We start from the raw sequence: 22,736 nt of genomic DNA, 5'->3' as shown, positions 1-22,736 counted from the left end.
AGAACGGGAGGGCGGACATGATCTGGTTCCAGCACAAGAACTATACGGCTGAGTTCTTTGCCGCCGGCCTGGGCGACCTGCGCCGGTTGGCCCGGGCGACCAAGCGGGGCATGACCCTGGCGGCGGGCGCGGCCCTGCTGGCCATGGCCGCAGCCCAGGCGTCGGTCATCTACGCCCTGTAGCGGCGGCGCAGAAACGCGACCAGGGCGATTGCCGCCGCCAGCCCCAGCCCCCAGGCCAGCCCGGTGACCGGCAGGATGGGCCGTTCCTCCACCTTTCCGGCGGGCGGGTTGATCAACTCGGCCTTGTCCGGCGCCTTGAGCCCGAACCGGGCCAGGGCCGTGCCGTCGAAGCGCAGCACCGGCCGGGTGAGCCGGGGCAGCATCTCGCCGGGGTTCTCGCCGTCAAGGACCTTGAGGACCACGCGGGCCGCGTCCGCGCCCACGCTTTTGGCCGGGATCATCCAGCCGCCCACCGCTCCGGACCCGAAGACCGCGTCGCCCGCCAGGTAGACGGGCGACGCCGCCCGCTCCCGGATCAGGGCGGCCAGCGTCTCGTCCGTGACCGGGTTGCCGTCCCGGTCCTCGGAGAACCCCAGGAACAGGACCGCGCCGGTGGAGGGCACGCTGGCCAGGGTATCGCCCAGGGTGTGGATATCGAGGCCCCGGTCATCGCCCGCCTCGAAGCCGGGGAACATGATCTGCGCCCGGTCCAGGTAGGGGCGCATGGCTTGGTCGACCCGTTCCCTGAGCCGGACAGCGCCGGGCGTGTGGTCGGTGATGGCCACAACCAGGCGGGTTTCGGGCCGCATGGCGAAGATGAGGTCCACGTTTTCGCGCACCGGGACGGGCATGGACAACCCCGTGCAGTTATCGCACAGGCTCAGGATTTCGGGAGCGGGTCGGTCCATGGCGCAGAAGACCACCGGCGCGTCCGGGAACAGGTCGGCGTATTTGCGGGCAAAGGCGAAGGCCAGGGCTCCCTGGGCCACCACGGCCTCGGGCGCGTCCCCGGCCAGGGCCTCGGAGAGCTGGCGGTAGACGTCGTCATAGGCGTCCTCGTCCGCGCCGTCACCCTTGAGGAAGGTCTGGCGCACCGAAGCCGCACTGCCCAGCCCCTCGATGAGGCCGGAGGCCAGGCGCTGGTTCCAGGGGGTGGGACCGGGCCCGGAATGGAGCAGAAGCACCTCGGCGGCCAGGGCCGGTGCGCAGAACGCCAACACCCAGGCCAGCGTCAGTACGGGAAGTAATCGGAACCGTGTAATATTCTCTTCCGACAAAGGATTCTCCGTCGTCAGTTATCGGAAACTGTCGATAAGCAGCCGCTATTTCGGGGCCGTGCATACCCGGTTTCGGCCCGCGTTCTTGGCCTGGTACAGGGCGGCGTCGGCGGCCCCGATCAGCTCCCCGGCGGACCAGCCGACCTTCAGCCGGGCCACGCCCACGGACACCGTGAAGTTGATGGGCGTGTCCTCCAGGTGGCCGTTGGTCCGGAGGCGGAAATCGTAGTTCTCCACGTCGGACCGCAGGGCTTCGGCCTTGAGCGCGGCCATCTTGAGGTCCATGTCCTGCACGGCCAGGACAAGCTCTTCGCCGCCGTAGCGGGCCGCGAAGCCGTCGCACTTGATGGCGTGGGTGGTGATGATCCCGGCCAGGGCGCGGAGCACGTCGTCGCCCGCCTGGTGGCCGTAGGTGTCGTTGACCTTCTTGAAATGGTCCACGTCGATCATCATCAGGGACAGGGACGTGCCCGAGCGGGCGAACTCCTCCACCGCGTTCTTGAGGTAGGACTCCATGGAACGGCGGTTGTGCAGCTCGGTCAGCAGGGGATCGAAATCGGCGGTCATGCGGAAGTGCTCGGCCTTGGCGTTGAGCACGCGCGCCTCCTCGCGAAATTCCTCGATGAGCTCCTGGAACATGCCGCGCACCCTGGACAGGATGTGGGCCTTCTGGTTGTCCCCCCGGATGACCTCCACGGTCTCCTCCTGGAAGGTGCTCAAGCGGGTGTCCTGGCGCTCGTTGGCCCCGTGCATGCTCGAGATCATCTCGTCCATCTCGCCGATGAGCAGCCCGGCGGTGCGCTTCTCCTGGGTCAGGGCCTCCTCCATCTCCAGGGCCCCGATGGTCTGCATCAGGTAGCCGTCGAGCAGGGCCAGGATCGTCTCCAGCCGCTCCTCGGAGAAGTCGTTCTCCATGAGATGCTCGCAGACCTCGAACTGGATCTCGGATTTCTTGTCGTCGGAGTAGATGCTCAGTTGCGGGAGCAGGTTGCGGACGAACAGGATGACGGCCATCCAGTCCCCCTGGCGAGGGGTGTCGGAGGCGTGCAGGCTCCTGTAAAAGCGGTCGATCTCGTTGGCAGTTTTAGGCATGTTCGAAGTTTCCCGGTGTGATGGACTCTGAAAAGACCCGGACCAGCCGCAGGTTAGGCAAAAGCGCCGCCTTTTCGGTTTGATAGCATCGGTCTTTAGCACGCTTCAAGGAGAAAGGAGAATGATAAAACACAAAAAAAAGTGCGCCTTGCCGGGTTACCCGGCGGGCATCAGGGCCAGACATTTCTAAATATGCACTTTATGACGGCCTGGTGCGTGTTTCTTTTGGCGCACGGTGCTCTTTCTGTGAGCGGGGCGACTCCATTCGCCACATGTGTCATAGAAGAAATCGGTGTCTATTTCCTCCCATCCTCCGTCTGAGTCTTTCACTATCCTCTGTCGAGGTCCCTAGCCGTTGATTAAAATATACGCCCGCCGGAAAGCGTGCGCAAGGGCGCGCGCCGGACAAACCGCCATATTGATCGCAACCTTCGGTCAGGCCAGGAGATAAAAATGCATTTTTGTCGGGATGGTCGGCGAGTCACCGGACAGGGACAGCCTTTGGAGGGAAGGTTCAATTATGACAATATATTGTGGCCACGAACAAAAGGCAAGCACATACACGGACAGGCCCGTTTTTAGGCCTGTCCGCAAGGTTTTCGCGAAAGGTGGTCAGGGCCTAGTCGTCCTCGAACGGGTCGCTGATCAGGTCCAGGACCTTGGCGTGATCAAGGCGGTGGGCGTCCGATCCGTGGGCGGCCAGATCCAGGCCGAGTTCGCCCAGGCTCTGTTCGGCCTCGTCCGCCTCGCGGCGGCCCAGGTTGCGGGTCACGGCGGCCATGGCCTCGTCCAGGCCCTCGGTGGCGCGGGCCTTGAGCTGCTCTATGCGTTCGCGGGAGGGGCTGGAAACCCCGGCCTGAGGCGTAACAGGTTGGATAGCGGGCATATTTGTCTCCTTCTTGTTGGCTGCCACAACAAAAAGCAAAACCCGTGCTCCAAAATAAAAATCTTGTTATTCCTCAGTGTTGTCTTTGCGGTTCTTCCGCAAACCGGCAGGTTTTGCCGGTCTGCGGACCGGGACCAGGAACAGGGTCAGGACAATGAGCCCGAAAAACAACCCATAGGCGATCCCGAACCAGGCCGGGTCGAAGTCCGGGAAGAGCAGGCGGCTCACCCAGTACGCCACGAACGAGGTCGGCTCATCGCTCCCCTCGCCCGCCGCGCGCCGCAGGGCCGCTTCCCACACGGTCAGGGGGCAGAGCTTTCCGGCCACGGTCTCGGCCAGGACGAACCCCATAAGCCCGGCATGGGTCCAGCGGAACCACGGGTTGCGCACGAACCGCCAACCGGCAGCCGCCCCGATCCAGACGACCGGCAAGCCCAGGACAAGAAAGGCCGCGACGAAGAAATGGAAGACCAGGACCGCGTCGGCCCACAGGGCCACGGACCCGCCCGTCATCCGCACCGCCCGGGCAGCCCGCGCAGGAACCGGCGCAGACCCTCGGCATAGCCCGAGGTGGCCATGAAGCCGCAGTTGTGGTCGCCGGAAAGGCCCCAGAACAACTTCGGCCCCGCGTACGCCTCGTACAGCGTCCGGCCCATGGCGTACGGCACCAGGTCGTCTTCCGGGCTGTGCAGGAACAGGGCGGGAATCCGCACCGCGCCCAGCGCGTTCACGCTGTCGTAGCGGTGGCGCACCAGCCAGCGGACCGGGAGCCACGGAAACCGCGCCGCGCCCATGGCCGTCACCGAGGTGAACGTGGACTCCAGGATGATCCCGCCGGGAGCAACCCCTTCCGTAGCCAGATCCGCAGCCAGACGCGCGGCCACGCCGCCGCCCAGGCTGCGTCCGAACAGGACCACCTGTCCGGGCTCGAACCCCTTGTCGCCCACCAGCCAGTCCCAGGCCGTCCGGGCGTCATGGCGCGTCGCCTTCTCCGACGGCCGCCCTCCGCTTCGGCCGTAGCCCGAATAGTCGAAGGACAGCACCGACAGGCCGAGATCGTGAAATATTCTGTACGTCTCCATCAGGTAGGAGATGTTGCCGCCGTTGCCGTGGCAGAGCAGCAGGACCCGGTCCGCCCCCTCGCACGGCAGCCACCAGCCGTGGAGGCGCGTGCCCAGCCTGGTGGTCAGCCAGATGTCCTCAAAGGCCAGTCCCGCCTGGTCCGGCGTGGCCACCAGCCCCCTTCTGGGGCAATAGACCAGACCGCGCTGGGTGATAAACACCCAGGCCGCGATGGCCGCGTACACCACCCCCGCGCCGCCCGCTATTTTCAACGCCGTCCACATGGCCGGACCATACACGCGACAGCCCGGTTTTGCACCCTTTCCATTTGTTCCGCCTTGTTCTATTTTGTCCCCATGGATATCGCAGGCATCATCCTGGCCGGGGGGCTCGGCACCCGCATGGGCCACGTCAAGAAGGCGTTTCTGACCATCAACGGGCAGACCATCCTCGACCGCCTCATCAACGTCTACCGCCCGCTTTTCCCGGAAATCCTCATCGCCGCGCGCGACGAGAACGACTACAAGGCGTATGACTACCCGGTCGCCGAAGACCGGTTCGAGGCCCGCTCGTCCCTGACCGGCATCCACGCGGGCCTGAGCGCCATGCACGCCTCCCACGGGTTCATGGCCGCCTGCGACGGTCCGTTTCTCCAGCCCGGCCTCGTCCGGGCGCTGCTCGATCAGGCCGAGCCCGAGTGCGACGTCATCATCCCGATCAAGGAAGACGGCTACGTCGAACCGCTCTGCGCCATCTACTCCAAGCAGTGCATCCCCCCCATCGAGGCCCAGCTGAAACAGAAAAATTTCCGCATCATCGGCTTCTTCGATCAGGTCCGCGTCAAAAAGGTCCCGGTCGCCCAGCTCGAAGAAGGCGACCCCCACCGGGTCTCCTTCTTTAACGTCAACTCCCCGGACGACCTCCGCCAGGCCGAGAGATTGGCCGTGGAACTCGGCATCTAGCGAGCCTCCGGTGGGCCCTCGCCGGGCGGGCGTCTCCGACGGCCAAAGAACCTTTTGGAAAAGGTTCTTTGGAATCTCCCAAACTTTTTGTGTCGCCTGTGGCGAAATTGCGAGCGCAAGTTGATGGATTGTTGCGCGTGGAGTTTGGGGGTAGCTCGGCCGGGTGGTGTCCCGAAGAGTTCGCGCCGGACGTCCATGAGCCTTGGAGGGCCGTCCGGCGCGAACTCTTCGGGACGGTAGCCAACGCCGCTGGACTGGTTGGGCGGAACCCGTCAAGGTGGTCTTGCGGCGTTTTCCAACTTCCGGAAAGTGGCAGTGCTCTATGCGTTATGCCCTTCCCCAAAAAACAACCCCCGCGATTTCGGGCAGGGAAAACGGCAGGGGATGTAGCGTAAAGCCGCACGGACTTTCACCCGTTTTCCCTGCCCGAAATCGCCCACCGGCACGGCGGAAGGAGTCCCCAGCCAGCCTTTCGCGTCCGCACCCCCGAGCGCAGCTCGGCGATGGGATTCTTAAGGCCCTCGGCCTTAAGCGGGTCCAGGGCAGCGCCCTGGCCGTCGGAGACACCGCCCGGCGAGGGCTCCCCCCGAAGGGGCCGCCGGAGGCCCCCCCCACTCGCCATCCCGTTACAACGCAATCCCCACGGCCCTACAAGGCGAGGCTTCGCCGTCGGCGATTTTCAAGGGCAGGCAGCAGAACAGGAAGCTTTCGCTGGGCAGGTCGCCGAGGCGGGTGAGGTTTTCGACGACGATGAGGCCGTGGTCGAAGAGGATGCGGTGCGCGGGCAGGTCGTGGGAATCCACGGGATCGGGCGACGGGGTGTCGAGACCGACGCCCTTGAGCCCGAGCCCGGCCAGGAAGCGGGCGGCGGTCGGGGTCAGGGCGGGGAAATCCTGGTAGTAGCGGTCGGTGTTCCAGTGTCGGTCCCAGCCGGTGCGGAGCAGGGCGAAATCCAGGCTGTCGATGTCGGCCAGGGCGGCGAGGTCGGGCTGGTCGATGACCGGGGTGGTCAGACTGGTCAGGTCGAGGACCGCGCCCCAGCCGGTGAAGTTGTCCGGGCCGAGTCCGTCCAGGGTGGGCGCTTCGAGAAACAGGTGCGCGGCCGCGTCCACGTGCGTCCCGGTATGGGTAGTCAGGGAGAGCGAGGTCTGTGCGAAACCGTGTTTCTTGACGAAATGGGTACGGCGAACATTGGGCGTCTCATCGCCGGGAAAGACCGGCATGCCGGTGCGGATGGTATGGCTGAGATCGATGGTCTGCATGGCTTCCCTCCGTCAGATATTGTACATGTTCATGTTCGGCCGCTTGACGAGCTGCAGATCGGGTTGGACGTGTTTTTGTATGACGTTTCGTATTTCATCCATGCTCTTGGCCTTGAGGAAGTAAGATTGCAGGGAATGCCCGAACAGGAAGTTGGCCGCGAAATAGATGGTGAACAGCCGGTAGCGCTTGAGCGCGCGCACCGGGTCGAAGTGTCGGTCCAGGGTGTCGGCCAGTTGCAGGGCGTAATCGCGGAAGCAGGTCTCGGGCGGGGCGTAGGATGCGGTCCATTCGGCGAACAGCCAGGGCCGGGCGATTGCCATGCGGCCTACGGAGACACCGGCGCAGCCCGTGGTTTCGAGCATGTCGAGACAGTCTTCGGGGGTGATGACGTCGCCGTTGCCGAGGACCGGGATGGACACCGCGTCGGCTATGGCCTTGATGTGGTTGCGGATCGCCGGGCGGGTACGCTTGTCCGGGGCCATGCGCGGGTGGAAGACCAGGCAGTCCGCGCCCGCGTCCTCGAAGCGCTTGGCGAGTTGCACGGCGGGTTCGATGTCCGGGGTCCAGCCGGTGCGGAATTTGATGAACAGGGGGATGGAAATGGCCCCGCGCACTCCCTCGACCACGCGCAGGGCCTGGTCCGGGTCCTTGAGCAGGGCCGCGCCCGCGTTCTTCTTGACGATGCCCGAGACCGAGCAGCCCATGTTGATGTCGAAGCCGAAGAAGCCGCAGTCCTGGACGCGACGGGCGGCCGGGATCATCTGCTCCGGGGTGGCCCCGGCCACCTGGCAGACCAGGCGGGGCAGCTCTTCCTCGCGCCAGCGGAAGACCGGCGAGACCAGCGGGCTCTCGGTGGGCACGCTCTTGGCCCCGCACATCTCGGTGAACATCAGCCCGCACCCGCCGTACCCGTCGAGCACCTCGCGAAAGGCCACGTTGCCGAGCCCGGCCAGGGGCGCGAGCCAGAGGCGGTTGGCCACGGTCTTGGAGCCGATGGTCAGCGGTCGATCGAGGCGGTTCGCCAGGTCCTGTCTGCGTTTTTCGTCGAGCGGTTGCATCAGGGCCGAATCTGCCCGGATTTGAAACCCTGTCAAGTTGCTTTTTTATACCTCTCGGCTGTTTTTTCCTGACATTCTTCAACAAAACCGGGGTTTGCGGAAAACCGGTGATACGGTTTGCGCACCCGGCCCGGAGGTCTTGCACGCGGCCCGGGGGGCGGTGGGCGAACGGTTCGCCCGCCCGCTCCCGGACACCCGCCCGGCGGACGCAGCTCGGATACCCGGCCTGTCACAACCCGCAACGGACAAGGAGAAACCGATGTCCACGACTGTCAGCAATGCCTTTGTCTCCCAGTACGTCGAGATGGTCCATCAGGCCTATCAGGCCCAGGGCTCCAAGATGCGTCAGACCGTCCGCCTGCAGACCGAGGTGGAGGGTTCCAAGTGCGTCTTCCAGAAGGTCGGCAAGGGCGCGGCCGGGAAAAAGACCCGCCACGGCAACGTGCCGCTCATGAACCTCAACCATTCCAACGTGTCCTGCACCCTGTCCGACTGGTACGCCGCCGAGTACATCGACAAGCTCGACGAGCTCAAGGACAAGAGCGACGAGAAGCAGGTGGCCGCCAACGCCGGCGCCTGGGCGCTCGGCCGCAAGATCGACGAGTTGATCATCACCAAGCTCGAAGGGGCCACCAACGTGGTCGCCGAGGCGGCCACCGGCCTGACCAAGGACAAGATCCTCCAGGCCTTCGGCACCCTGAACGCCAACGACGTGCCCGACGACGGCCACCGCTTCGCCGTGGTCGGCCCGCACCAGTGGAACGAACTGCTGAACATCCAGGAGTTCAAGTCCAGCGACTACGCGGGTGAGCAGTACGCCTGGCTCAAAGGCACCGAGTCCCGCACCTGGCTGGGCATCACCTGGATGTTCCACACCGGCCTGCCGCTGGACGAGGCGGGCATGCGCAAGTGCTACATCTACCACCGCAACGCCGCGGGCCTGGCCGAGGGCCAGAAGGTTCAGGCGTTCGTGGACTGGGTGCCGGAAAAGGCCGCCCACCTGGTGGACCACATGCTCTCGGCCGGGGCCTGCCTCATCGACCCGGACGGCGTGGTCCAGATCCAGTGCGACGACGACGCGGCCATCGTCTAGGACCGCAATCGACCACAACCAACCGCAAAAGGAGATACCAACCATGGCATACACCAGCGAAGACATGCGGCTCATGGGCGGCGTGCCCGGCCAGCAGCTGTTCATCTACCGTTCCGAGGACGACGCGGCCACCGTGTCCGGGCCGGGCTACTTCGACCAGGCGGCCGAGGACTACAACCTGGAGACCGGCGATATCGTCATCGCCTGCACCGGCGCGAACCACGCCGCCGCCATCGACCTGATGGTCGCGGCCAACACGGACGGCGCGGTCACCGTGATCACCGCCTAACGGACAAACAGAGGAGATTGACGTTGGGGGCACTTCCCCCTCTATGGGCCTCCTTCGGGAGGCCCTTTTTCGGGAGGAGGACAGATGGAAGAGAATATTCGATATGAAGCTATTGTTGGAAAACGCTGCGTTTCACCGTACAAATGCGGACAGAGAGAACATAGAAGAATGTAACGGGCACGGTGTTGGAAGGCACCGGCCATTGAAAGGCCACCCCATGTACAAAATTATCTTGAATGTCTGCACGCTTGTCATCCTGGCTCTGTTTTCGAATCATGTTCGCGAAACCGTGGTGCAAGGGCAAAATCTTGTTTTTGCCGTTGGTTATACGGCGTTGCTCTCGCTGGAGCTGCCTCTGTGCTTTTTGTATTTTCGGACGAAGCGGGCGGTCTTCGGCAAGGCGCTCGGTTGCCTGCTCGCCCTTCATGTCCTCTATCCGGCGTATCTGGCCGTGTCCTTGGCCGTTGTTGCGCCGGAATCGCTCTCAACCCCGTATGGCGCGGGCTTGCTCCTCTTCGTGTTCGTCGTGTTCGCCGATGCGGCGGGCCTTATCCGGCAGAGCCGTGGCGTGGCGGTCGCCGCCGATGGGTGGACAGGGTATTGCGTGTTGTTTCTTCTGACCTACACGCCGCTGGTCTACCTGACCGCCTTTCCGTCGCATGATGCAACCGGGCTGGCCAACGACTATACTTGGCTCCTCTATTTCGTTCTTGCCGTGTTTCTGGCCTCCATGTTGCGGGACAAGGTGCTCGCTATTGTCGCTCCCGCCGCCGCGCTTTTTTCGGCAGTGTATCTGGCGACGCATTTCCTCGGGGCTCCCTACCGTGGCCGCTTTGTTCCCGTGCTTTTGACGGCGCACGGCGCGTATGTCGCCTTGTTCGCCGTCGTTTGGTTCGCCAGGCGGAGAACGAAAGGGGTGATTGATCACGCCTCTTATCGAGGATCTAATGGGGAGATACTTACAGGGTTACGACCCGGAAAGTCCGGTGTCATGAATCAATGGGGTTGCCTCAGGGCAGCTCCACATTTTTGTTATGCCGGTCCTTGAAGGAGAGGGTCCCGGCGTCGAAGGAAACAATGACTTCCTGATTGACCCCCCGGATGACGTTTGCGGCATTCTCCAGCCGTTTCAACCAGCTCGCGATACGAGTCAGGATGTCGCCTTGCTCCAAGAGGCGTCGTGTCTCTGCGAGTTGCTCCGAAGGGACTGAGTACACGCTGAGCGGTGGGGCGCTTTCAGCCCGGTACCCTTGTTGCGTCTCCCCCATGAGAAACGCTCTCAGTATCTGTATCTCGGAATCGTCGTAGCTGGAGGAATAGAACACTCGGCCCAGTTCCCGGACCCCGGCCTTTTCAAGCGCAGAGTCGAGTTCGCTTCTCTTGACGGGATATGCATAGCCTTTGCTCAGCTTGGCGCGCCCCATGAATTCGTATTGGATCGGCATGCGTTCTCGTTTGAATTAACGATATATTACATTCGCTATGAGCCGCAAGCTATCAAGGGGGCCGAGAGTCCATCATGAGTCTCTGGTCGTTAGAACACCAGCTTCATGCCCGAGCCCACCTCCCTAACCGGGCATTGGGCGGCCAGACTGATCTTGGCGGCCAGGTCCGTGCAATGACAGCACCACAGCCCTTCCAGATCGAGCGCGGCCAGGTAGTCCGCCGTGGGGGCGAGCCGCTCGGGCTGAGCCTTTTGCAGGTGGAATCCGCCGAGCACCGCGCGGACGTTGTCCACGCCCGTCACCCGTTTGGCCTGCTCCACGGTGTTGCAGATGCCCGCATGGGCGCAGCCCGCGATGACCACCAGCCCCGTGTTCGAGACATACGCCAGCGCCGTGTCGTCCGGGATGTCGTCGGGCACGAACGCGCCGTCCTCCAGCCGCTCGCCCAGCGGCGCGGGTTTCTCGAAGTCCGTGACCCGCTCTATCTCGCCCAGGGCCACCAGTGAGTCGGTCAGCCAGAAAGGTTCGGCCGTGAGCGTCAGATCGAAATAGCTGGCCAGCTTTTCCTCGGCCACCAGGGAGCCGAATTCGGGAATGCCACGGTGACGTTTGGCGCCCAGCGCCTTGGGATGGGCGATCAGCCCCGCCCGGGTCCGGTCCTCGCACGGCGTCATGTCGTAGTGCCGCAGCAGCATGCCCAGCCCCCAGGTGTGGTCCGAGTGGCCGTGGGACAGGGCGATCCAGTCCAGGTGGTCCATGTCCGCGCCCAGGCATCGGGCGTTGGCCAGAAACGCGTCCGAATAGCCGGTGTCGAACAGTACGCGCTTTCCGTCCGCTTCGATGAGCATGGACAGCCCGGCCTCGGCCAGGAGCCGGGTGCCCACCAGGGCGTTGTTGTCTATCAGAAAGGTCAGTTCCATCAGGGGGCTCCGGGGTTGCGGTCTACTGGCAGGACAGGACAAAAGAGTCTATGCTCAACGCATGCGCCGCCGCAACCCCCTTTTCTCCCGCGTTTTTTTCGCGGCCTGCATGCTCGTCTGCCTCTGCTTCCCGCCCATTCTCGCCGGGGCCGAAGGCCTCGACGCCCGCTTCCTGCGCGCCCTGGACGGTGATTCCCTGCGCGTGGACCACGCGGGCGAGGTCCTGGAAATCCGCCTCATCGGCGTGGACGCCCCGGAATACAGGCAGGAATACAGCCGCAAGGCCAAGGACTTCTCCCAACGTTTTTGCCAGGGCAAGACGGTGCATCTGGAATTCGACAAGGAGCGCCGCGACCGCTACGGCCGCACCCTGGCCTATGTGTATGCGGACGGTCGCATGCTCAATGAGGAACTGGTCCGCGCCGGGCTGGCCATCCCCATCCGGATCAAGCCGAACACCCGGTATTACGACCGGTTCAAACAGGCGGAAGGAGAGGCGCGCCGGGAAAAGCGCGGTTTCTGGGTCAAGGGCGGCCTGGACATGACCCCGGCCCGGTGGCGGCGGACGCACCGCCGGAAGTAGCTATTTGAAGGCCGCGGTCAGGACGTCGGCCATCTCGCGGATCACGCCGCGTCCGCCCTTGGCGTCGGTGACGTAATCGGCCATGGCCAGGATGGACGGGTGGGCGTCGGCGGGCGCGGCCTTGAACCCGGCCAGCCCCATGGCCGTGGCGTCGTTGATGTCGTTGCCGATGAACAGGATGTCGCCCACGGAAATCTGGTATTTCTCGGCCAGCCGGAGCAGGGCCGAGCCCTTGTCGCGGATGCCGTGCAGCGCCTCCAGCCCGATCTTGTCGGCCCGGGCCTTGACCACCGGGTTGGCCTCGGTGGACAGGATAATCTGCCGGATGCCCAGCCGCTGGATAAGCCCCACGCCCAGCCCGTCGCTGCGGTTGGCCTGGACCGATTCGCGCCCGTCCTGGTCGGTCAGGACCATGTTGTCCGTCATCACCCCGTCAAAGTCGTAGACCACCAGCCGGATGCGCTTCGCGCCCGGCAGCCCGCGCCCGGACAGGGCCAGCATCTCGCCGTCCGGCCCCAGGTACAGCGGCGCGTCGCCCATCAGCTTCTCGGCCCGGCCCCCGCCGCTGTCCAGAATGGCGTTCACGGCCCGGTCCACGTCCGGCACTTCAAGGGTGACGATCACGCACCCCCCGGAAGTGGTGCCCGGCCCCTCCACCAGCCGCAGCGACTGGCCGTACGGACCGACCAGCAATCCGTCCCAGGCCAGGTCGAAGCCCAGCGCCCGCTTGTAGAAACGCGCGGATTTGTCGATGTTCCGAACCAATATGGTGACAGGCGGGAATGTGGCCATTTCAACTCCTTGCGTGCTCGGTTTGCCGTGTAACCTACCCTGCCCGGCCCAACCGCGCAACATTCGGGGAAGAAGTTGCCTCCGGCGGCTGGGGCGCTGCCCCAGACCCCGCCAGGGGGAACCCTTTGAAAAGGGTTCCCCCTGGACCCCTTCCCAAACTTTTTGTGTCGCCTGCGGCGAAGGGCGGGCGCGGTGTGGCGAGATGCTTAGCGGGAGGACGGGAGTAGCTCGGCCCGGTGGTGTCCCGAAGGGTTCGCGCCGGACGTCCATGGTGTTTGGAGGGCCGTCCGGCGCGAACCCTTCGGGACAATAGCCAACGCCGTTGGACTGGTTGGGCGTAACTCGCCAAAGCGGTTTTGCGGCGTTTTCTGACTTCCGATAAGTGGCAGTGCTCAACGCGTTATGCCCTTCCCCAAAAAAGAAACCCCGCAATCGCCCACCGGCACGGCGGCAGGCGTCCCCAGCCAGCCTTCCGCTCCCGCCCCCCCCCGAGCGCAGCTCGGCGATGGGATTCTTAAGGCCCTGGGCCTTAAGCGGGTCCAGGGCGGCGCCCTGGCCGTCGGAGACGCCGCCCGGCGAGGGCTCTCCCTGAATGGGCCGCCGGAGGCATCACCCATCCTCCGTTCTTGCCTCGACTCCCGCTTCCCGTGTAGTGCTGACCGAAACCGGGAGGCAGCGTGAGCGAGACCAAGGCAGACAAGGCGGCGGAACTGGCCGGGGTGATCCGGCAGTTGGCGGCGCATTACGGGTTATGGCTGGCCGAGAGCGTGCACCAGCTCGGGCTGGACGCGGCGCTCGACGCCGAGGGCGAGGCCGGGGACCGTTTGGAGTCTATTTTACGCGGCAAGCTGGAGCGGGCGCTGGGCAGGGAGCCGGGCGGGCTGCTGGCCGGCGTGGCCCCGGAGGTGCTGGACGATGCGGCCCAGGCGCTGCGTACCGGCTGGCTAGCAGCGGACGGGGTCTGGTTCCAGGCCGTGGAGCGCATGGCGGGCATGGCCGCGGCCAAACGGGTCAACGACACCTGCTGGGCCCGGTTCGCGCCGCTGGAGGCCCGGCGGGTCAAGACCCTGCTCAAGCTGCCGGAAAACGGGGGGATCGGCGCGCTCAAGGCCGGGCTGGCCGCGCGCATGTACGGGCGTCTCAACGAGTGGGAGTTTGTCGAGGAGGCGGAGAACTCCATTGTTTTCCGCATGACCGACTGCCGGGTACAGACCGCTCGCAAACGGCGCGGCCTGGCGGATTATCCGTGTAAATCCGGCGGCACCACCGAGTATACCGGGTTCGCACGCGAGATCGACTCGCGGCTGCGCTGCGAATGCGTGGGCTGCCCGCCCGACCCGCACCCCGAGGAATGGGCCTGCGCCTGGCGGTTTACTTTGGTTGAGGAGTAGTCAGGCCGACTGCAACCGGTATCGGGCGGGGTTCTCGACCCATTGAAACTTCCGATGCCCGGACTGGAGGAGCCGCTTTTCACCCGCCCGGATTTCGGGTACTCACCAAACCATGCCGGAACTGCCTGAAGTGGAAGTGATTGCGCGCGGGCTGGACGCGTCGGTGACGGGCCGGGCCATCGAGTCGGTGGAGGTCCCGGGCCTGACGCGGCTGAGCGAGCCCGAGGAGACCCTGGTGCCCAAGGTGCTGGGCCGGACCATCGCGCGCGTCTGGCGGCGGGCCAAGGTGCTGCTCATGGAGCTGGACAACGGCTCGACCCTGGCTTTCCACCTGAAGATGACCGGGCGCGTGGTGCACGGGCCCGCCCGCGCGGCCGAGAAGCACGACCGTGTCCTTTTTTATTTGGATGACGGTTCGTTGTTGTTCTTTGCGGACATGCGCAAGTTCGGCTACGTACGCTGCTTTGCACCGGGCGAGCTGGACTGCTGGGATTTTCTGTGCAAGGCCGGGCCCGAGCCGCTGGAGACCGCGCCCGAACTGCTGGCCGAGCGGGTGACCAGGCGCAACTGCGCCATCAAGGCCCTGCTGCTGAACCAGTCGGTGGTGGCGGGCGTGGGCAACATCTACGCGGACGAATCCCTGTTCCGGGCGGGCATCAACCCCGAGACCCGGGGCAGCCGGGTGGGGCGCGAGCGGGCGGTGAAGCTGTTCACCGAGCTGCAGGCCGTGCTCACGCAGGCCATCGCCGAGAACGGCAGCTCCATCTCGGACTATGTGAACGCGCACGGCGACGCCGGGGCGTTCCAGAATAGCTTCAACGTGTACGGCCGCAAGGGTGAACCGTGCAAGCAGTGCGGCGATGCGCTGCGCGCCGTGACCGTGGCGGGCCGGACCTCCACCTTCTGTCCCAAGTGCCAGCGCAGGCGATGAATTTTGGACCGCAACGGCCTGCGAAAGTGGGTTGCGGTTGCGGCGCAGGGACCGGTCCGAATCCGTGACGGCGCGGAGAACGAAAGCCGACCGACGGACGCGGTGTCAGACCCGACGGCTCTCCAGCGGATCAGATGTGTGGAAATGTGTGGATAAAACAGACAGTCATTCCGGACTGGAAGATCGTTCTCTAAAAAATCTCTAGAGTTTATCCTGTGCAGAAAATGGAACAGCGGCGAAACGAATCCGGACGGTTGACCCGGTGAGCGATCACGGCAGGCGCATAGCCCGAAACGCGGCGGTGGTGGCGGGTGCCACCCTGGTCTCGCGCCTCTTGGGGTTCGTTAGAGACATCATCGTGGCCTTTGCCCTGGGCGCGGGATTGTTCGCGGACGCCTTTTTCGTGGCCTTCCGCATCCCGAACCTGCTCCGGCGGCTGTTCGGCGAGGGGTCGCTGACCATGGCCTTCATCCCCATCTACTCCCGGCTCATGGAGGAGGAAGGGGAGGAGGCGGCCCAGGCCATGGCCCGGTCGGCCGCCATCTGGCTGGCCGTGGTGCTCATCGGCATCACCGTGGTCGTGGAGCTGCTGGCCCGCCCGCTGACCATGGCCATCGCGCCGGGATTTCTGGACAACGCCGAGCAGTTCGCGGTCACCGTGGATCTGGTGCGCATCTGCTTCCCCTATGTGGTGCTCATCTGCGGGGTGGCCCTGTGCATGGGCATCCTCAATTCGCGCAACCATTTCCTGGCCCCGGCGCTGGCCCCGGTGGCATTGAACGTCTCGCTCATCGGCGCGGCCCTGTTCGGCTATTTCATGGGCTACAACGTGGCCTACTGCATGGCCTACGGCGTGCTCGTCGGGGGCGCTGCCCAGTGGCTGCTGCAACAGCCGTTTCTGGCGCGCACCGGGTTCTCCTGGCGCGGGCCGTGGTCCTGGCGCAACCAGGGCGTGGCGCGCATGGGTATGCTCATGCTGCCCACGGTCTTCGGCGCGGCCGTGTACCAGCTGAACATCCTGCTCGGTACCCTGCTGGCCTCGTTCCTGCCGGTGGGGTCCGTGTCCTATCTCTATTACGCGGACCGGCTGGTCCAGTTCCCGCTGGGCGTGTTCGGCATCGCCATCAGCACGGCGGCCCTGCCGTCCCTGTCCCGGCTGGCGGCCAGGGGGGAGATGGCGGAATACGACGAGGCGCTGTCCGCGTCGCTCGGCCTGACCCTGTTCATCAGCCTGCCCGCCGCGGCCGGGCTCATCGGCCTGGCCTCGCCGGTCATCGGCCTGCTTTTCGAGCGCGGGGCGTTCACGCCCGAGGCGGTGACCGCCACGGCCAACGCCCTGGTGGCCTACTCCGTGGGGCTGCCGTTCATCGCCCTGTCGCGGCCCCTGGTGGCCGGGTTCTACGCCCTGGAGGACACCCGCACTCCGGTCAAGATCGCGGTGCTCTGCCTGGCGGCCAACATCGGTCTGGGCGTGCTGCTCATGCAGCCGCTGGCCCACGTGGGGCTGGCCCTGGCCGTGAGCGCGTCCTCCCTGCTCAATTTCGGGCTGCTGTACGTGCTGCTGCGCCGCAGGCGCGGCGCGTCCCTGCTGCCCGCCGGGGCGGCCCTGCGCATGCTCCTGCTGTCCGCGCTCATCGGCGGGGGCGCGTTCCTCAGCGCGGCCTGGCGGCCGTGGTGGGTGCTGCTCATCCCGGTCTGGGTCGCGGTCTACATGACTCTTTCCCTGGCCGTAGGGCTCAAGGAGGCCCGCCTGTTCGCGGACATGTTCCGCTCCCGTTTGCGGCGCAAGCTGGCGGGGCGCAGATGAGCGGCGTGGACACCCGGGCGATCCTCGACCGGCGCGCCTATTTCCCGCGCGGCCTGGTCCAGCCCGAAGGGGGCTACCGCTTCTCCCTGGACTCCCTGCTCCTGGCCTCCTTCGTCAACGTGACGCGGGGCCAGAAAGGCGTGGACCTGGGCTGCGGCTGCGGGGTGATCGGACTGGCTCTGCTCCTTCGTCAGCCAGGACTCAGCCTGACAGGAATCGAGCTGAACCCGCAGTCCGTGGAGACTGCCAAGGAAAATGCGACGTATCTACATCTTACCGATAAGTTGACGATAGCGCAGGGCGACGTGGCCGACTGGCGGCCCGGACAGGTGGTGGATTTCGTGGTCGCCAACCCGCCCTACCGCAAGCTCGGCCAGGGGAGGGAGAGCTCCGGAGAGGGCCGTCGCAACGCCCGCTTCGAAGGGACCGGGACGTTCGCGGCGTTCGCCCGGTGCGCGGCCGTGGCCCTCAAGACGCGGGGACGGTTCGCCTTCGTGCACCTGCCCGAGCGGCTGCCCGAGATCATGGCCGACCTGGCCGATGTGGGGCTGGCTTCCAAGCGGTTGCGCATGGTCCACGGCAAGGCGGACCAGGAGGCCCGCATGGTCCTGATGGAGACGGTCAAGGCTGCCAGCCCCGGACTGCGCGTGGAGCCGCCGCTGATTTTGCACGAAGGGACAGGGAAGGGCACCCGGTTGAGCGGGCAGGCCCTGGATTTCTGTCCGTTTCTGGCCTGCAACCCCAAAGAGGGCGACGAAGAGGATACATAGATGGCGAGCGATTTCGTGAAGGACCGGCTGCTGGAGCTGTTCGGGGACAACAAGTTTCTGTGCGCCGAGTCCGTGCTCCAGGTCATAGCCGAGGCGGGCGGGCGCGAGAGCCGGGACGTGGTCCGCGCGGCCACGGGCTTCTGCAGCGGCATGTCGCGGACCTGCGGCCAGTGCGGGGCCGTGTCCGGCGCGGTCATGGGCATCGGCCTGTACGCCGGACGGGGCGAGGCCGGGGAGGATCACGAGGCGTGTTACGCCCTGGTCCAGGAACTGTTGGACCGTTTTGACGGCCGATTCGGGTCCATCAACTGCTTCGAGTTGATCCAGTGCGATTTCACCGACCCGGACGACAAGGCGCGCTATCGCCGCGACAACCTACGCCGCGACTGCTACCGCATGGCCGTGTTCGCGGCCGAGACCGCCCTTTCCATTCTCCGGGAACACGGCTACCTTCCGGATGAGGCCGACTGGATCAAGTCCAGGCTCGCCCCGTGCGGCCTGCTCTGCGGTACGTGCGCGGCCTTCTCGGACGGGCCCATCCACCGCGCCGGCCGGGAGCTGCGCGACCAGCTCGGGCCGAACTTCGCGGCCTACGCCAAGCGGTTCGAAGCCATGAACCCGGTCTTTGCCAACTACCCGGCCTTTGCCGAGTTGCTCGAATTTCTGGCCCAAGGGTCCTGCGCCGGGTGCCGGGAGCAGGGGTGCCTGTTCCAGGCCTGCAAGGTTCCGGACTGCGCCCGGCAACACGGAGCGGACTACTGTTTCGAATGCGAGGCGTTCCCCTGCCAGGACCACGGCATGCCGGACCGCTTGGACGGCATCTGGCGGAAGAACAACGAGAAGATGCGTGAGTGCGGCTATCAAAAATGGTATCGGGAACTCAAGGATAAGCCTAGATATCCGTAAAATATGATTACAAAAATCATTATCGATAACTTCATGGCTCACGAGCATACCGAGCTTGCGCTCGGCCCTGGCGTGACCATCCTGACCGGTTCCAACAACACCGGCAAGTCCGCCGTGGTCGAGGCCCTGCGTTGCCTGGCCACCAATCCGGCACGCAGCCCGAACCCGGCCCTGTACATCCGCCACGGGGCCAAGGAGGCGCGCGTGGAGGTGGAGGTGGACGACGGCACGCGCGTGGCCTGGGTGCGCACCAAGCGGTGGGCCAAGTACGAGGTCTGGGCGCCGGACGCCGAGGAGCCCGAGGAGTACCACAAGCTCCAGGGACGGGTGCCCGAGGACGTGGCCAGGATCCTGCGCTTGGACCAGGTGGAGCTCGAGACGCGCAAGGACTCCGTGGACGTGCACCTGGGCAACCAGCGCGACCCGGTCTTTCTGCTCAATCAGCCCGATTCGGTCATGGCCGAGTTTTTCGCCGCGTCCACCGAGTCCGCCCATCTGCTGGCCATGCAGAACGCCCTCAAAATGCGCGTGCGCGACGCCAAGCGCGAGGAACGCGCCTTGCTGGACCAGGCCGACCGCGTCGGCTCGGACCTGGACCGCCTCGCCCCGCTGCCGGACATAGCCCGGCGCATGGAGGAGGCCGAGGACCTGGAGCGTGTAGCCGCCGGTCTGGAGCGGGCCATCCCGGCCCTTGAGGCGGGCTTGGCCGAGCATCGCGCCCTGGTCGCCGCTTTGGACCGCGAACGGGCCGCCGGTTCGGTCCTCGAAGGAATTCAGCCCCCGCCCCCGGTTCAGGACGTGGACCGGTTGAAGCAATACATTGCGTCCATGGGCACGGTCTCGGCCCAGCGCGGCAAGGCGGCTCGCACCGCCGAGGCGTTGGGCGGACTCGGCGTTCCGCCCGAAACGGCGGACACCGCCCCCCTACGCCACGTTCTGCGTGAACTGGCCGTCACCGGCGCGACCCTGCATCGGGCCTCGATCCATCAAACGGCACTGGCCGGGCTGGCCGTCCCCCCGGAGCGGGAGGACACCGCGCGGCTGGCCGGGTTGGTGGACGAACTGTACGTCCTGCGGGCCCGCAACAAGCGGCTGGCCCGCCTGGAAGCGGCCTTGGGGAAGGTTGCGGAACCGCCCGCGCCCGCGCCCCTGGACGGCCTGGACGGTACGGTTGCTGAACTCACCGGATTAAAGGAAAAAATTTCGGAAAGGCAAGCCGAGCTGGGCGGCCTGGAAACGGACTTGCGGTCCGTTGTAGTCGCCATGGAAGAGCGTATCCGGACCATCGGCTGCTGCCCGGTCTGCGGCGGCGACCTGACCACCGACTCCTTCCTGGACCACGGGTGCCGTCATGACGCTTGAGCGCATCAAGGCCAACGGCCTGTTCCTGGTGGCCGACCCGCATCTGGCCGACCATCCCCCGGGCCAGCGGCTGGAAGGGTACCTCGACCAGATCATGGACAAGCTCGCCGCCTGCCTCAAGCGGGCCGACGAACTCGGCATGGCCTTCGTCCTGCTTGGCGACCTCTTCCACTGGCCGCGCGACAACTCCAACCGCATGCTTGTGGAGCTTATCCGGCTGTTCGGCGGCCGCACCGGGGATCGAGCCGTGTTCGTGCTGGTGGGCAACCACGACAAGTACCAGTCGCGCTTCACGGACGACGTGTCCCTGGCCGTGCTCGAGACCGCCGGCGCGGTCCGGCTGATGAAGGAGGGGGGCCCGCAGTTCGTCCTGGACACCCCGGACGGCGCGGTCCTGGTCGGGGCCAGCCCGGACGGCGCGCCGTTGCCCAAGGCGTATGAGCACGAAGACGGCGACCCGGACACCGTGGTCTGGCTGACCCATCACAACATCCGCTTTCCGGAGTTCATCGACCGGGCCTATTCCATCAAGGAGCTGCCGGGCATCGACTGGGTCGTCAACGGCCACATCCACCGGCCCCAGGCCACGGTGACCAAGGGACAGACCACCTGGGCCAACCCCGGCAACATCACCCGGCTGACCTTCACCCGGCGGTCCATGGCCCGCGAGCCCGCGGCCGCCATCTGGACCCCCGGCTGCGCGGAGCTGGAGAAATGGGTGGTCCCGTACCTGCCCTTCGACCAGGTCTTCCCGGACCAGGACCTGCCCCCCGAGGAGCAGGAGGTCGAGGGCGAATCGAATTTCATCAAGGGGCTGGAACGGCTGGCCTGGCAACGCACCCACGAGGGCACGGGCCTGCGGCAGTTCCTGACCGAAAATCTGAGCACCGAAACCCCGGAGGGCAAACTCATCTGGGAACTCTACGAGGAGGTCGTCAACGGTGAATAACAACCCCAACCAAACAGGGACAAACAGGGATTCCCAGGTGGAGCAGGAACTTAACGCCCTGCGCCGTCAGTACGAGCAGCTGCGCGACCGCAAGGTGCGCACCGAGGAGGCCGTGGCCCAGCTCTCCCATCAGCTGGAGACCCTGAAGCAGCAGGCCGAGGCCGAGTACGGGACCAGCGACCTCAAGGAACTGCAACAGCTTCTTGAAGAGAAACGCAAGCAAAACGAAGAGGTTGTCGCAAAGTACCGCGAACACATCCAACAGGTGCAGGCAGACCTCGCTCGGGTGGAAAACGCGGTGGAGGGCGACTAGGTGAATCCGTCCACCGACCTCAACGAGCTGCGCCGGGCCCGTCGGGAGGCCGAGGGCCGTCTGCACCGGCTGGCCGCCCTGGGCGAGCAGTGGCACGCCGAGCACGGCCGCGTGCGCCGCAAGCTGGTCGAGGTGCGCGAGTTCCTGGACCTCGCTCCCAAGGCGCGCGACACGCTCGAGGAACTGTCCACCGCCTTGTTCGGACGGATCCTTGACGAGGTGGAGGCCAACCTGACCCACGCCATCCGCGAGATCCTCGGTCAGGACCGGGTGGTGGTCACCGAGCGCGAGGTCAAGAACAACCGCCTCCAGATCCATTTTCTGATCCGCAACCAGGGGCGCGAGGATGAGATCGAGGACATCATGACCGGTCAGGGCGGCTCGGTCTGCAACATCCTGTCCGTGGGGCTGCGGCTCATCGCCCTGTCCCAGCTGCCCGAGGTCTCCCACCGGCCTTTCCTGGTGCTCGACGAGCAGGACTGCTGGCTCAAGCCAGGACTGATCCCCAAGTTCATGAAGCTCATCCAGGAGATCGCCGCCCGGCTGGACCTCCAGCTCCTGGTCATCAGCCATCATCCGCTGGACCTTTTTGCCGGGTCGGCCGACCGTATCTTCGAGCTGACCCCGGACCGCGAGGCCGGGGCCGTGGTCAAGCAAGTCAAGTGACCCTCCCGCAGGAGGGCCACCCGTATTCTTTTCCTACAGCCAGGTGACCCGCGCCGCGTTTCGGGGCGGGATGAGATAATGCTTCAGCCGGGGATGGCCGAGCATGATCGCGCCGCCGACCTTGCTGCCCTCGGGCACGCCGAGCACCGGAAGCAGTTCGGGAACCGCCGTGCTCGCGAAGGTCACCAGTCCGGCCCAGCAGGTACCCAGCCCCATGGTCGCGGCCTGCAGCTCCATGTAGGTCAGGGCGAGGGTACCGTCGATGGCGGTCCAGAAATAGTCGGCTGGGCCGTGGACCACGGCCAGGGCCGTGGCGTCGCGCAGGATCACGTCCCGCCCCTGCCGGGCGGCCTCCATGTAGCGCGAGCGCGCCGGGTCGGTAGCCATCCACTCAAGCGACAGTTCCCGGACGCGGTCCAGCCGCTGCGGGTCCTGGATCATGGTCCAGGACAGCTTCTGGGCGTTGGACGCCGTGGGCGCGCGTCGGGCCGTTTCCAACAGCCGTTCCAGTTGCTCCCGCGCAATGGGCTTCTTGCGGAACGACCGCGCCGAACGCCGCGAAATGAGCAGATTCTCCATGGCTTCAACGTCGGGCGTGTTTTCGGGCACCGGGAGAAAGTCCCCGGCGGGGGTGAGCGCGTTGTCCAGCGCGCCCTCGGGGCACACGGCCACGCAGTGCCCGCAGCGGATACAGCGGTCGGCGGCCCCGTCGACCTCCTCGGGCACGGACCCGCCGTCCATGCGGATCAGATTCACGGGGCAGGCCCGGACGCAGAGCCCGTCGCGCACACATTTTTGTCCGTCGATGGTGATCATAAGAAATGTCTCCTGTTATTGTCCTTTCAAGGTCTCAACCATACCACCTGGCGGGGGCAAGACAAGAAGGCACGGCGCGGTGCCCCGGTTCCCTGTCGGAA

Annotated in this window: 26 protein-coding genes; 15 read left to right on the top strand and 11 right to left on the bottom strand. The window is 65.6% G+C overall.

Annotation, left to right across the window (positions count from 1 at the left end):
* Positions 1-17: 17 nt before the first annotated feature.
* Complete coding sequence (locus tag ACR42D_RS18685) at positions 18-182, top strand: hypothetical protein (protein ID WP_484568298.1); 165 nt, start codon at positions 18-20, stop codon at positions 180-182.
* Here the strand turns inward: ACR42D_RS18685 and ACR42D_RS18680 are convergent.
* The 5 genes from ACR42D_RS18680 to ACR42D_RS18660 form a co-directional block, all read right to left on the bottom strand.
* Positions 170-1,279 (bottom strand): ABC transporter substrate-binding protein, encoded by a 1,110-nt coding sequence (locus ACR42D_RS18680; RefSeq protein ID WP_484568297.1) that lies wholly within the window; start codon positions 1,277-1,279, stop codon positions 170-172. The two genes, ACR42D_RS18685 and ACR42D_RS18680, sit on opposite strands and share 13 nt — an antisense overlap.
* A 45-nt stretch (positions 1,280-1,324) precedes the next feature.
* Complete coding sequence (locus ACR42D_RS18675; protein WP_484568296.1) at positions 1,325-2,371, bottom strand: GGDEF domain-containing protein; 1,047 nt, start codon at positions 2,369-2,371, stop codon at positions 1,325-1,327.
* A 619-nt stretch (positions 2,372-2,990) separates the two neighbouring features.
* A complete protein-coding gene (locus ACR42D_RS18670) occupies positions 2,991-3,257 on the bottom strand; it encodes a hypothetical protein (protein WP_484568295.1) in 267 nt (88 codons plus the stop codon).
* A 66-nt stretch (positions 3,258-3,323) separates the two neighbouring features.
* Complete coding sequence (locus ACR42D_RS18665; RefSeq protein ID WP_484568294.1) at positions 3,324-3,770, bottom strand: DUF2784 domain-containing protein; 447 nt, start codon at positions 3,768-3,770, stop codon at positions 3,324-3,326.
* Complete coding sequence (locus tag ACR42D_RS18660; protein ID WP_484568293.1) at positions 3,767-4,591, bottom strand: alpha/beta hydrolase; 825 nt, start codon at positions 4,589-4,591, stop codon at positions 3,767-3,769. Before ACR42D_RS18660 ends, ACR42D_RS18665 begins: the two co-directional genes overlap by 4 nt.
* Before the next feature lie 84 nt (positions 4,592-4,675).
* Here ACR42D_RS18660 and mobA point away from each other — a divergent pair, with 84 nt between their 5' ends.
* Entirely contained in the window at positions 4,676-5,281 is a 606-nt protein-coding gene (mobA, locus tag ACR42D_RS18655) for a molybdenum cofactor guanylyltransferase (protein WP_484568292.1), read from the top strand.
* A gap of 626 nt (positions 5,282-5,907) precedes the next feature.
* Here the strand turns inward: mobA and ACR42D_RS18650 are convergent.
* Positions 5,908-6,543, bottom strand: coding sequence for a cyclase family protein (locus ACR42D_RS18650; protein WP_484568291.1), 636 nt, complete (start codon positions 6,541-6,543; stop codon positions 5,908-5,910).
* Between the two features lie 12 nt (positions 6,544-6,555).
* Complete coding sequence (locus ACR42D_RS18645) at positions 6,556-7,602, bottom strand: tRNA dihydrouridine synthase (protein WP_484568290.1); 1,047 nt, start codon at positions 7,600-7,602, stop codon at positions 6,556-6,558.
* 259 nt (positions 7,603-7,861) lie between these two features.
* Here ACR42D_RS18645 and ACR42D_RS18640 point away from each other — a divergent pair, with 259 nt between their 5' ends.
* The 3 genes from ACR42D_RS18640 to ACR42D_RS18630 all read left to right on the top strand — a co-directional run bounded on the left by ACR42D_RS18640 (position 7,862) and on the right by ACR42D_RS18630 (position 10,032).
* Positions 7,862-8,695 carry a phage capsid protein gene (locus ACR42D_RS18640; RefSeq protein ID WP_484568289.1) on the top strand — a complete coding sequence of 278 codons (834 nt, stop codon included), beginning with the start codon at positions 7,862-7,864 and terminating at the stop codon, positions 8,693-8,695.
* 43 nt (positions 8,696-8,738) lie between these two features.
* Positions 8,739-8,984 (top strand): hypothetical protein, encoded by a 246-nt coding sequence (locus ACR42D_RS18635; protein ID WP_484568288.1) that lies wholly within the window; start codon positions 8,739-8,741, stop codon positions 8,982-8,984.
* A gap of 217 nt (positions 8,985-9,201) precedes the next feature.
* Positions 9,202-10,032, top strand: coding sequence for a hypothetical protein (locus ACR42D_RS18630; RefSeq protein ID WP_484568287.1), 831 nt, complete (start codon positions 9,202-9,204; stop codon positions 10,030-10,032).
* On the opposite strand, the gene ACR42D_RS18625 is transcribed toward ACR42D_RS18630, so the two are convergent.
* Positions 9,995-10,429, bottom strand: a complete 435-nt coding sequence (locus ACR42D_RS18625) for a hypothetical protein (RefSeq protein ID WP_484568286.1) — start codon at positions 10,427-10,429, stop codon at positions 9,995-9,997. The two genes, ACR42D_RS18630 and ACR42D_RS18625, sit on opposite strands and share 38 nt — an antisense overlap.
* An 89-nt stretch (positions 10,430-10,518) precedes the next feature.
* The gene (locus ACR42D_RS18620) at positions 10,519-11,349 is read right to left on the bottom strand and encodes an MBL fold metallo-hydrolase (protein ID WP_484568285.1); all 831 of its coding nucleotides are present in this window, start codon (positions 11,347-11,349) and stop codon (positions 10,519-10,521) included.
* Between the two features lie 61 nt (positions 11,350-11,410).
* Here ACR42D_RS18620 and ACR42D_RS18615 point away from each other — a divergent pair, with 61 nt between their 5' ends.
* Positions 11,411-11,932, top strand: a complete 522-nt coding sequence (locus tag ACR42D_RS18615; protein ID WP_484568284.1) for a thermonuclease family protein — start codon at positions 11,411-11,413, stop codon at positions 11,930-11,932.
* On the opposite strand, the gene ACR42D_RS18610 is transcribed toward ACR42D_RS18615, so the two are convergent.
* A complete protein-coding gene (locus ACR42D_RS18610) occupies positions 11,933-12,724 on the bottom strand; it encodes an HAD hydrolase family protein (RefSeq protein ID WP_484568283.1) in 792 nt (263 codons plus the stop codon). It abuts the gene before it with no gap.
* Between the two features lie 677 nt (positions 12,725-13,401).
* Between ACR42D_RS18610 and ACR42D_RS18605 the strand changes: the two genes are divergently transcribed.
* The 9 genes from ACR42D_RS18605 to ACR42D_RS18565 all read left to right on the top strand — a co-directional run bounded on the left by ACR42D_RS18605 (position 13,402) and on the right by ACR42D_RS18565 (position 21,819).
* Positions 13,402-14,115 carry a DUF6125 family protein gene (locus ACR42D_RS18605; RefSeq protein WP_484568282.1) on the top strand — a complete coding sequence of 238 codons (714 nt, stop codon included), beginning with the start codon at positions 13,402-13,404 and terminating at the stop codon, positions 14,113-14,115.
* Positions 14,116-14,227: 112 nt separating this feature from the next.
* A complete protein-coding gene (mutM, locus tag ACR42D_RS18600; protein ID WP_484568281.1) occupies positions 14,228-15,046 on the top strand; it encodes a bifunctional DNA-formamidopyrimidine glycosylase/DNA-(apurinic or apyrimidinic site) lyase in 819 nt (272 codons plus the stop codon).
* 262 nt (positions 15,047-15,308) lie between these two features.
* On the top strand, positions 15,309-16,853 hold the full coding sequence (gene murJ, locus ACR42D_RS18595; protein WP_484568280.1) for a murein biosynthesis integral membrane protein MurJ: 1,545 nt from the start codon (positions 15,309-15,311) through the stop codon (positions 16,851-16,853).
* Positions 16,850-17,623, top strand: coding sequence for a tRNA1(Val) (adenine(37)-N6)-methyltransferase (locus ACR42D_RS18590; RefSeq protein WP_484568279.1), 774 nt, complete (start codon positions 16,850-16,852; stop codon positions 17,621-17,623). Before murJ ends, ACR42D_RS18590 begins: the two co-directional genes overlap by 4 nt.
* Positions 17,624-18,529 (top strand): C-GCAxxG-C-C family (seleno)protein, encoded by a 906-nt coding sequence (locus tag ACR42D_RS18585; protein WP_484568278.1) that lies wholly within the window; start codon positions 17,624-17,626, stop codon positions 18,527-18,529.
* A gap of 3 nt (positions 18,530-18,532) precedes the next feature.
* Complete coding sequence (locus ACR42D_RS18580) at positions 18,533-19,891, top strand: AAA family ATPase (protein WP_484568277.1); 1,359 nt, start codon at positions 18,533-18,535, stop codon at positions 19,889-19,891.
* Positions 19,881-20,840: a metallophosphoesterase family protein gene (locus ACR42D_RS18575; RefSeq protein WP_484568276.1), complete on the top strand. Its 960-nt coding sequence runs from the start codon at positions 19,881-19,883 to the stop codon at positions 20,838-20,840. Before ACR42D_RS18580 ends, ACR42D_RS18575 begins: the two co-directional genes overlap by 11 nt.
* A complete protein-coding gene (locus ACR42D_RS18570) occupies positions 20,833-21,153 on the top strand; it encodes a hypothetical protein (RefSeq protein ID WP_484568275.1) in 321 nt (106 codons plus the stop codon). The genes ACR42D_RS18575 and ACR42D_RS18570 overlap by 8 nt, the downstream gene beginning before the upstream one ends.
* Positions 21,154-21,819 carry a hypothetical protein gene (locus ACR42D_RS18565; RefSeq protein ID WP_484568274.1) on the top strand — a complete coding sequence of 222 codons (666 nt, stop codon included), beginning with the start codon at positions 21,154-21,156 and terminating at the stop codon, positions 21,817-21,819. It abuts the gene before it with no gap.
* 33 nt (positions 21,820-21,852) lie between these two features.
* Here ACR42D_RS18565 and ACR42D_RS18560 read toward each other — a convergent pair whose 3' ends face one another.
* Positions 21,853-22,635 carry a nitroreductase family protein gene (locus ACR42D_RS18560; RefSeq protein WP_484568273.1) on the bottom strand — a complete coding sequence of 261 codons (783 nt, stop codon included), beginning with the start codon at positions 22,633-22,635 and terminating at the stop codon, positions 21,853-21,855.
* Positions 22,636-22,736: the final 101 nt, after the last annotated feature.

Source organism: Pseudodesulfovibrio sp. lm2024, assembly GCF_051175575.1.
GTDB lineage: Bacteria > Desulfobacterota > Desulfovibrionia > Desulfovibrionales > Desulfovibrionaceae > Pseudodesulfovibrio > Pseudodesulfovibrio caledoniensis.
This window is presented reverse-complemented; position numbering and strand designations above follow the sequence as displayed.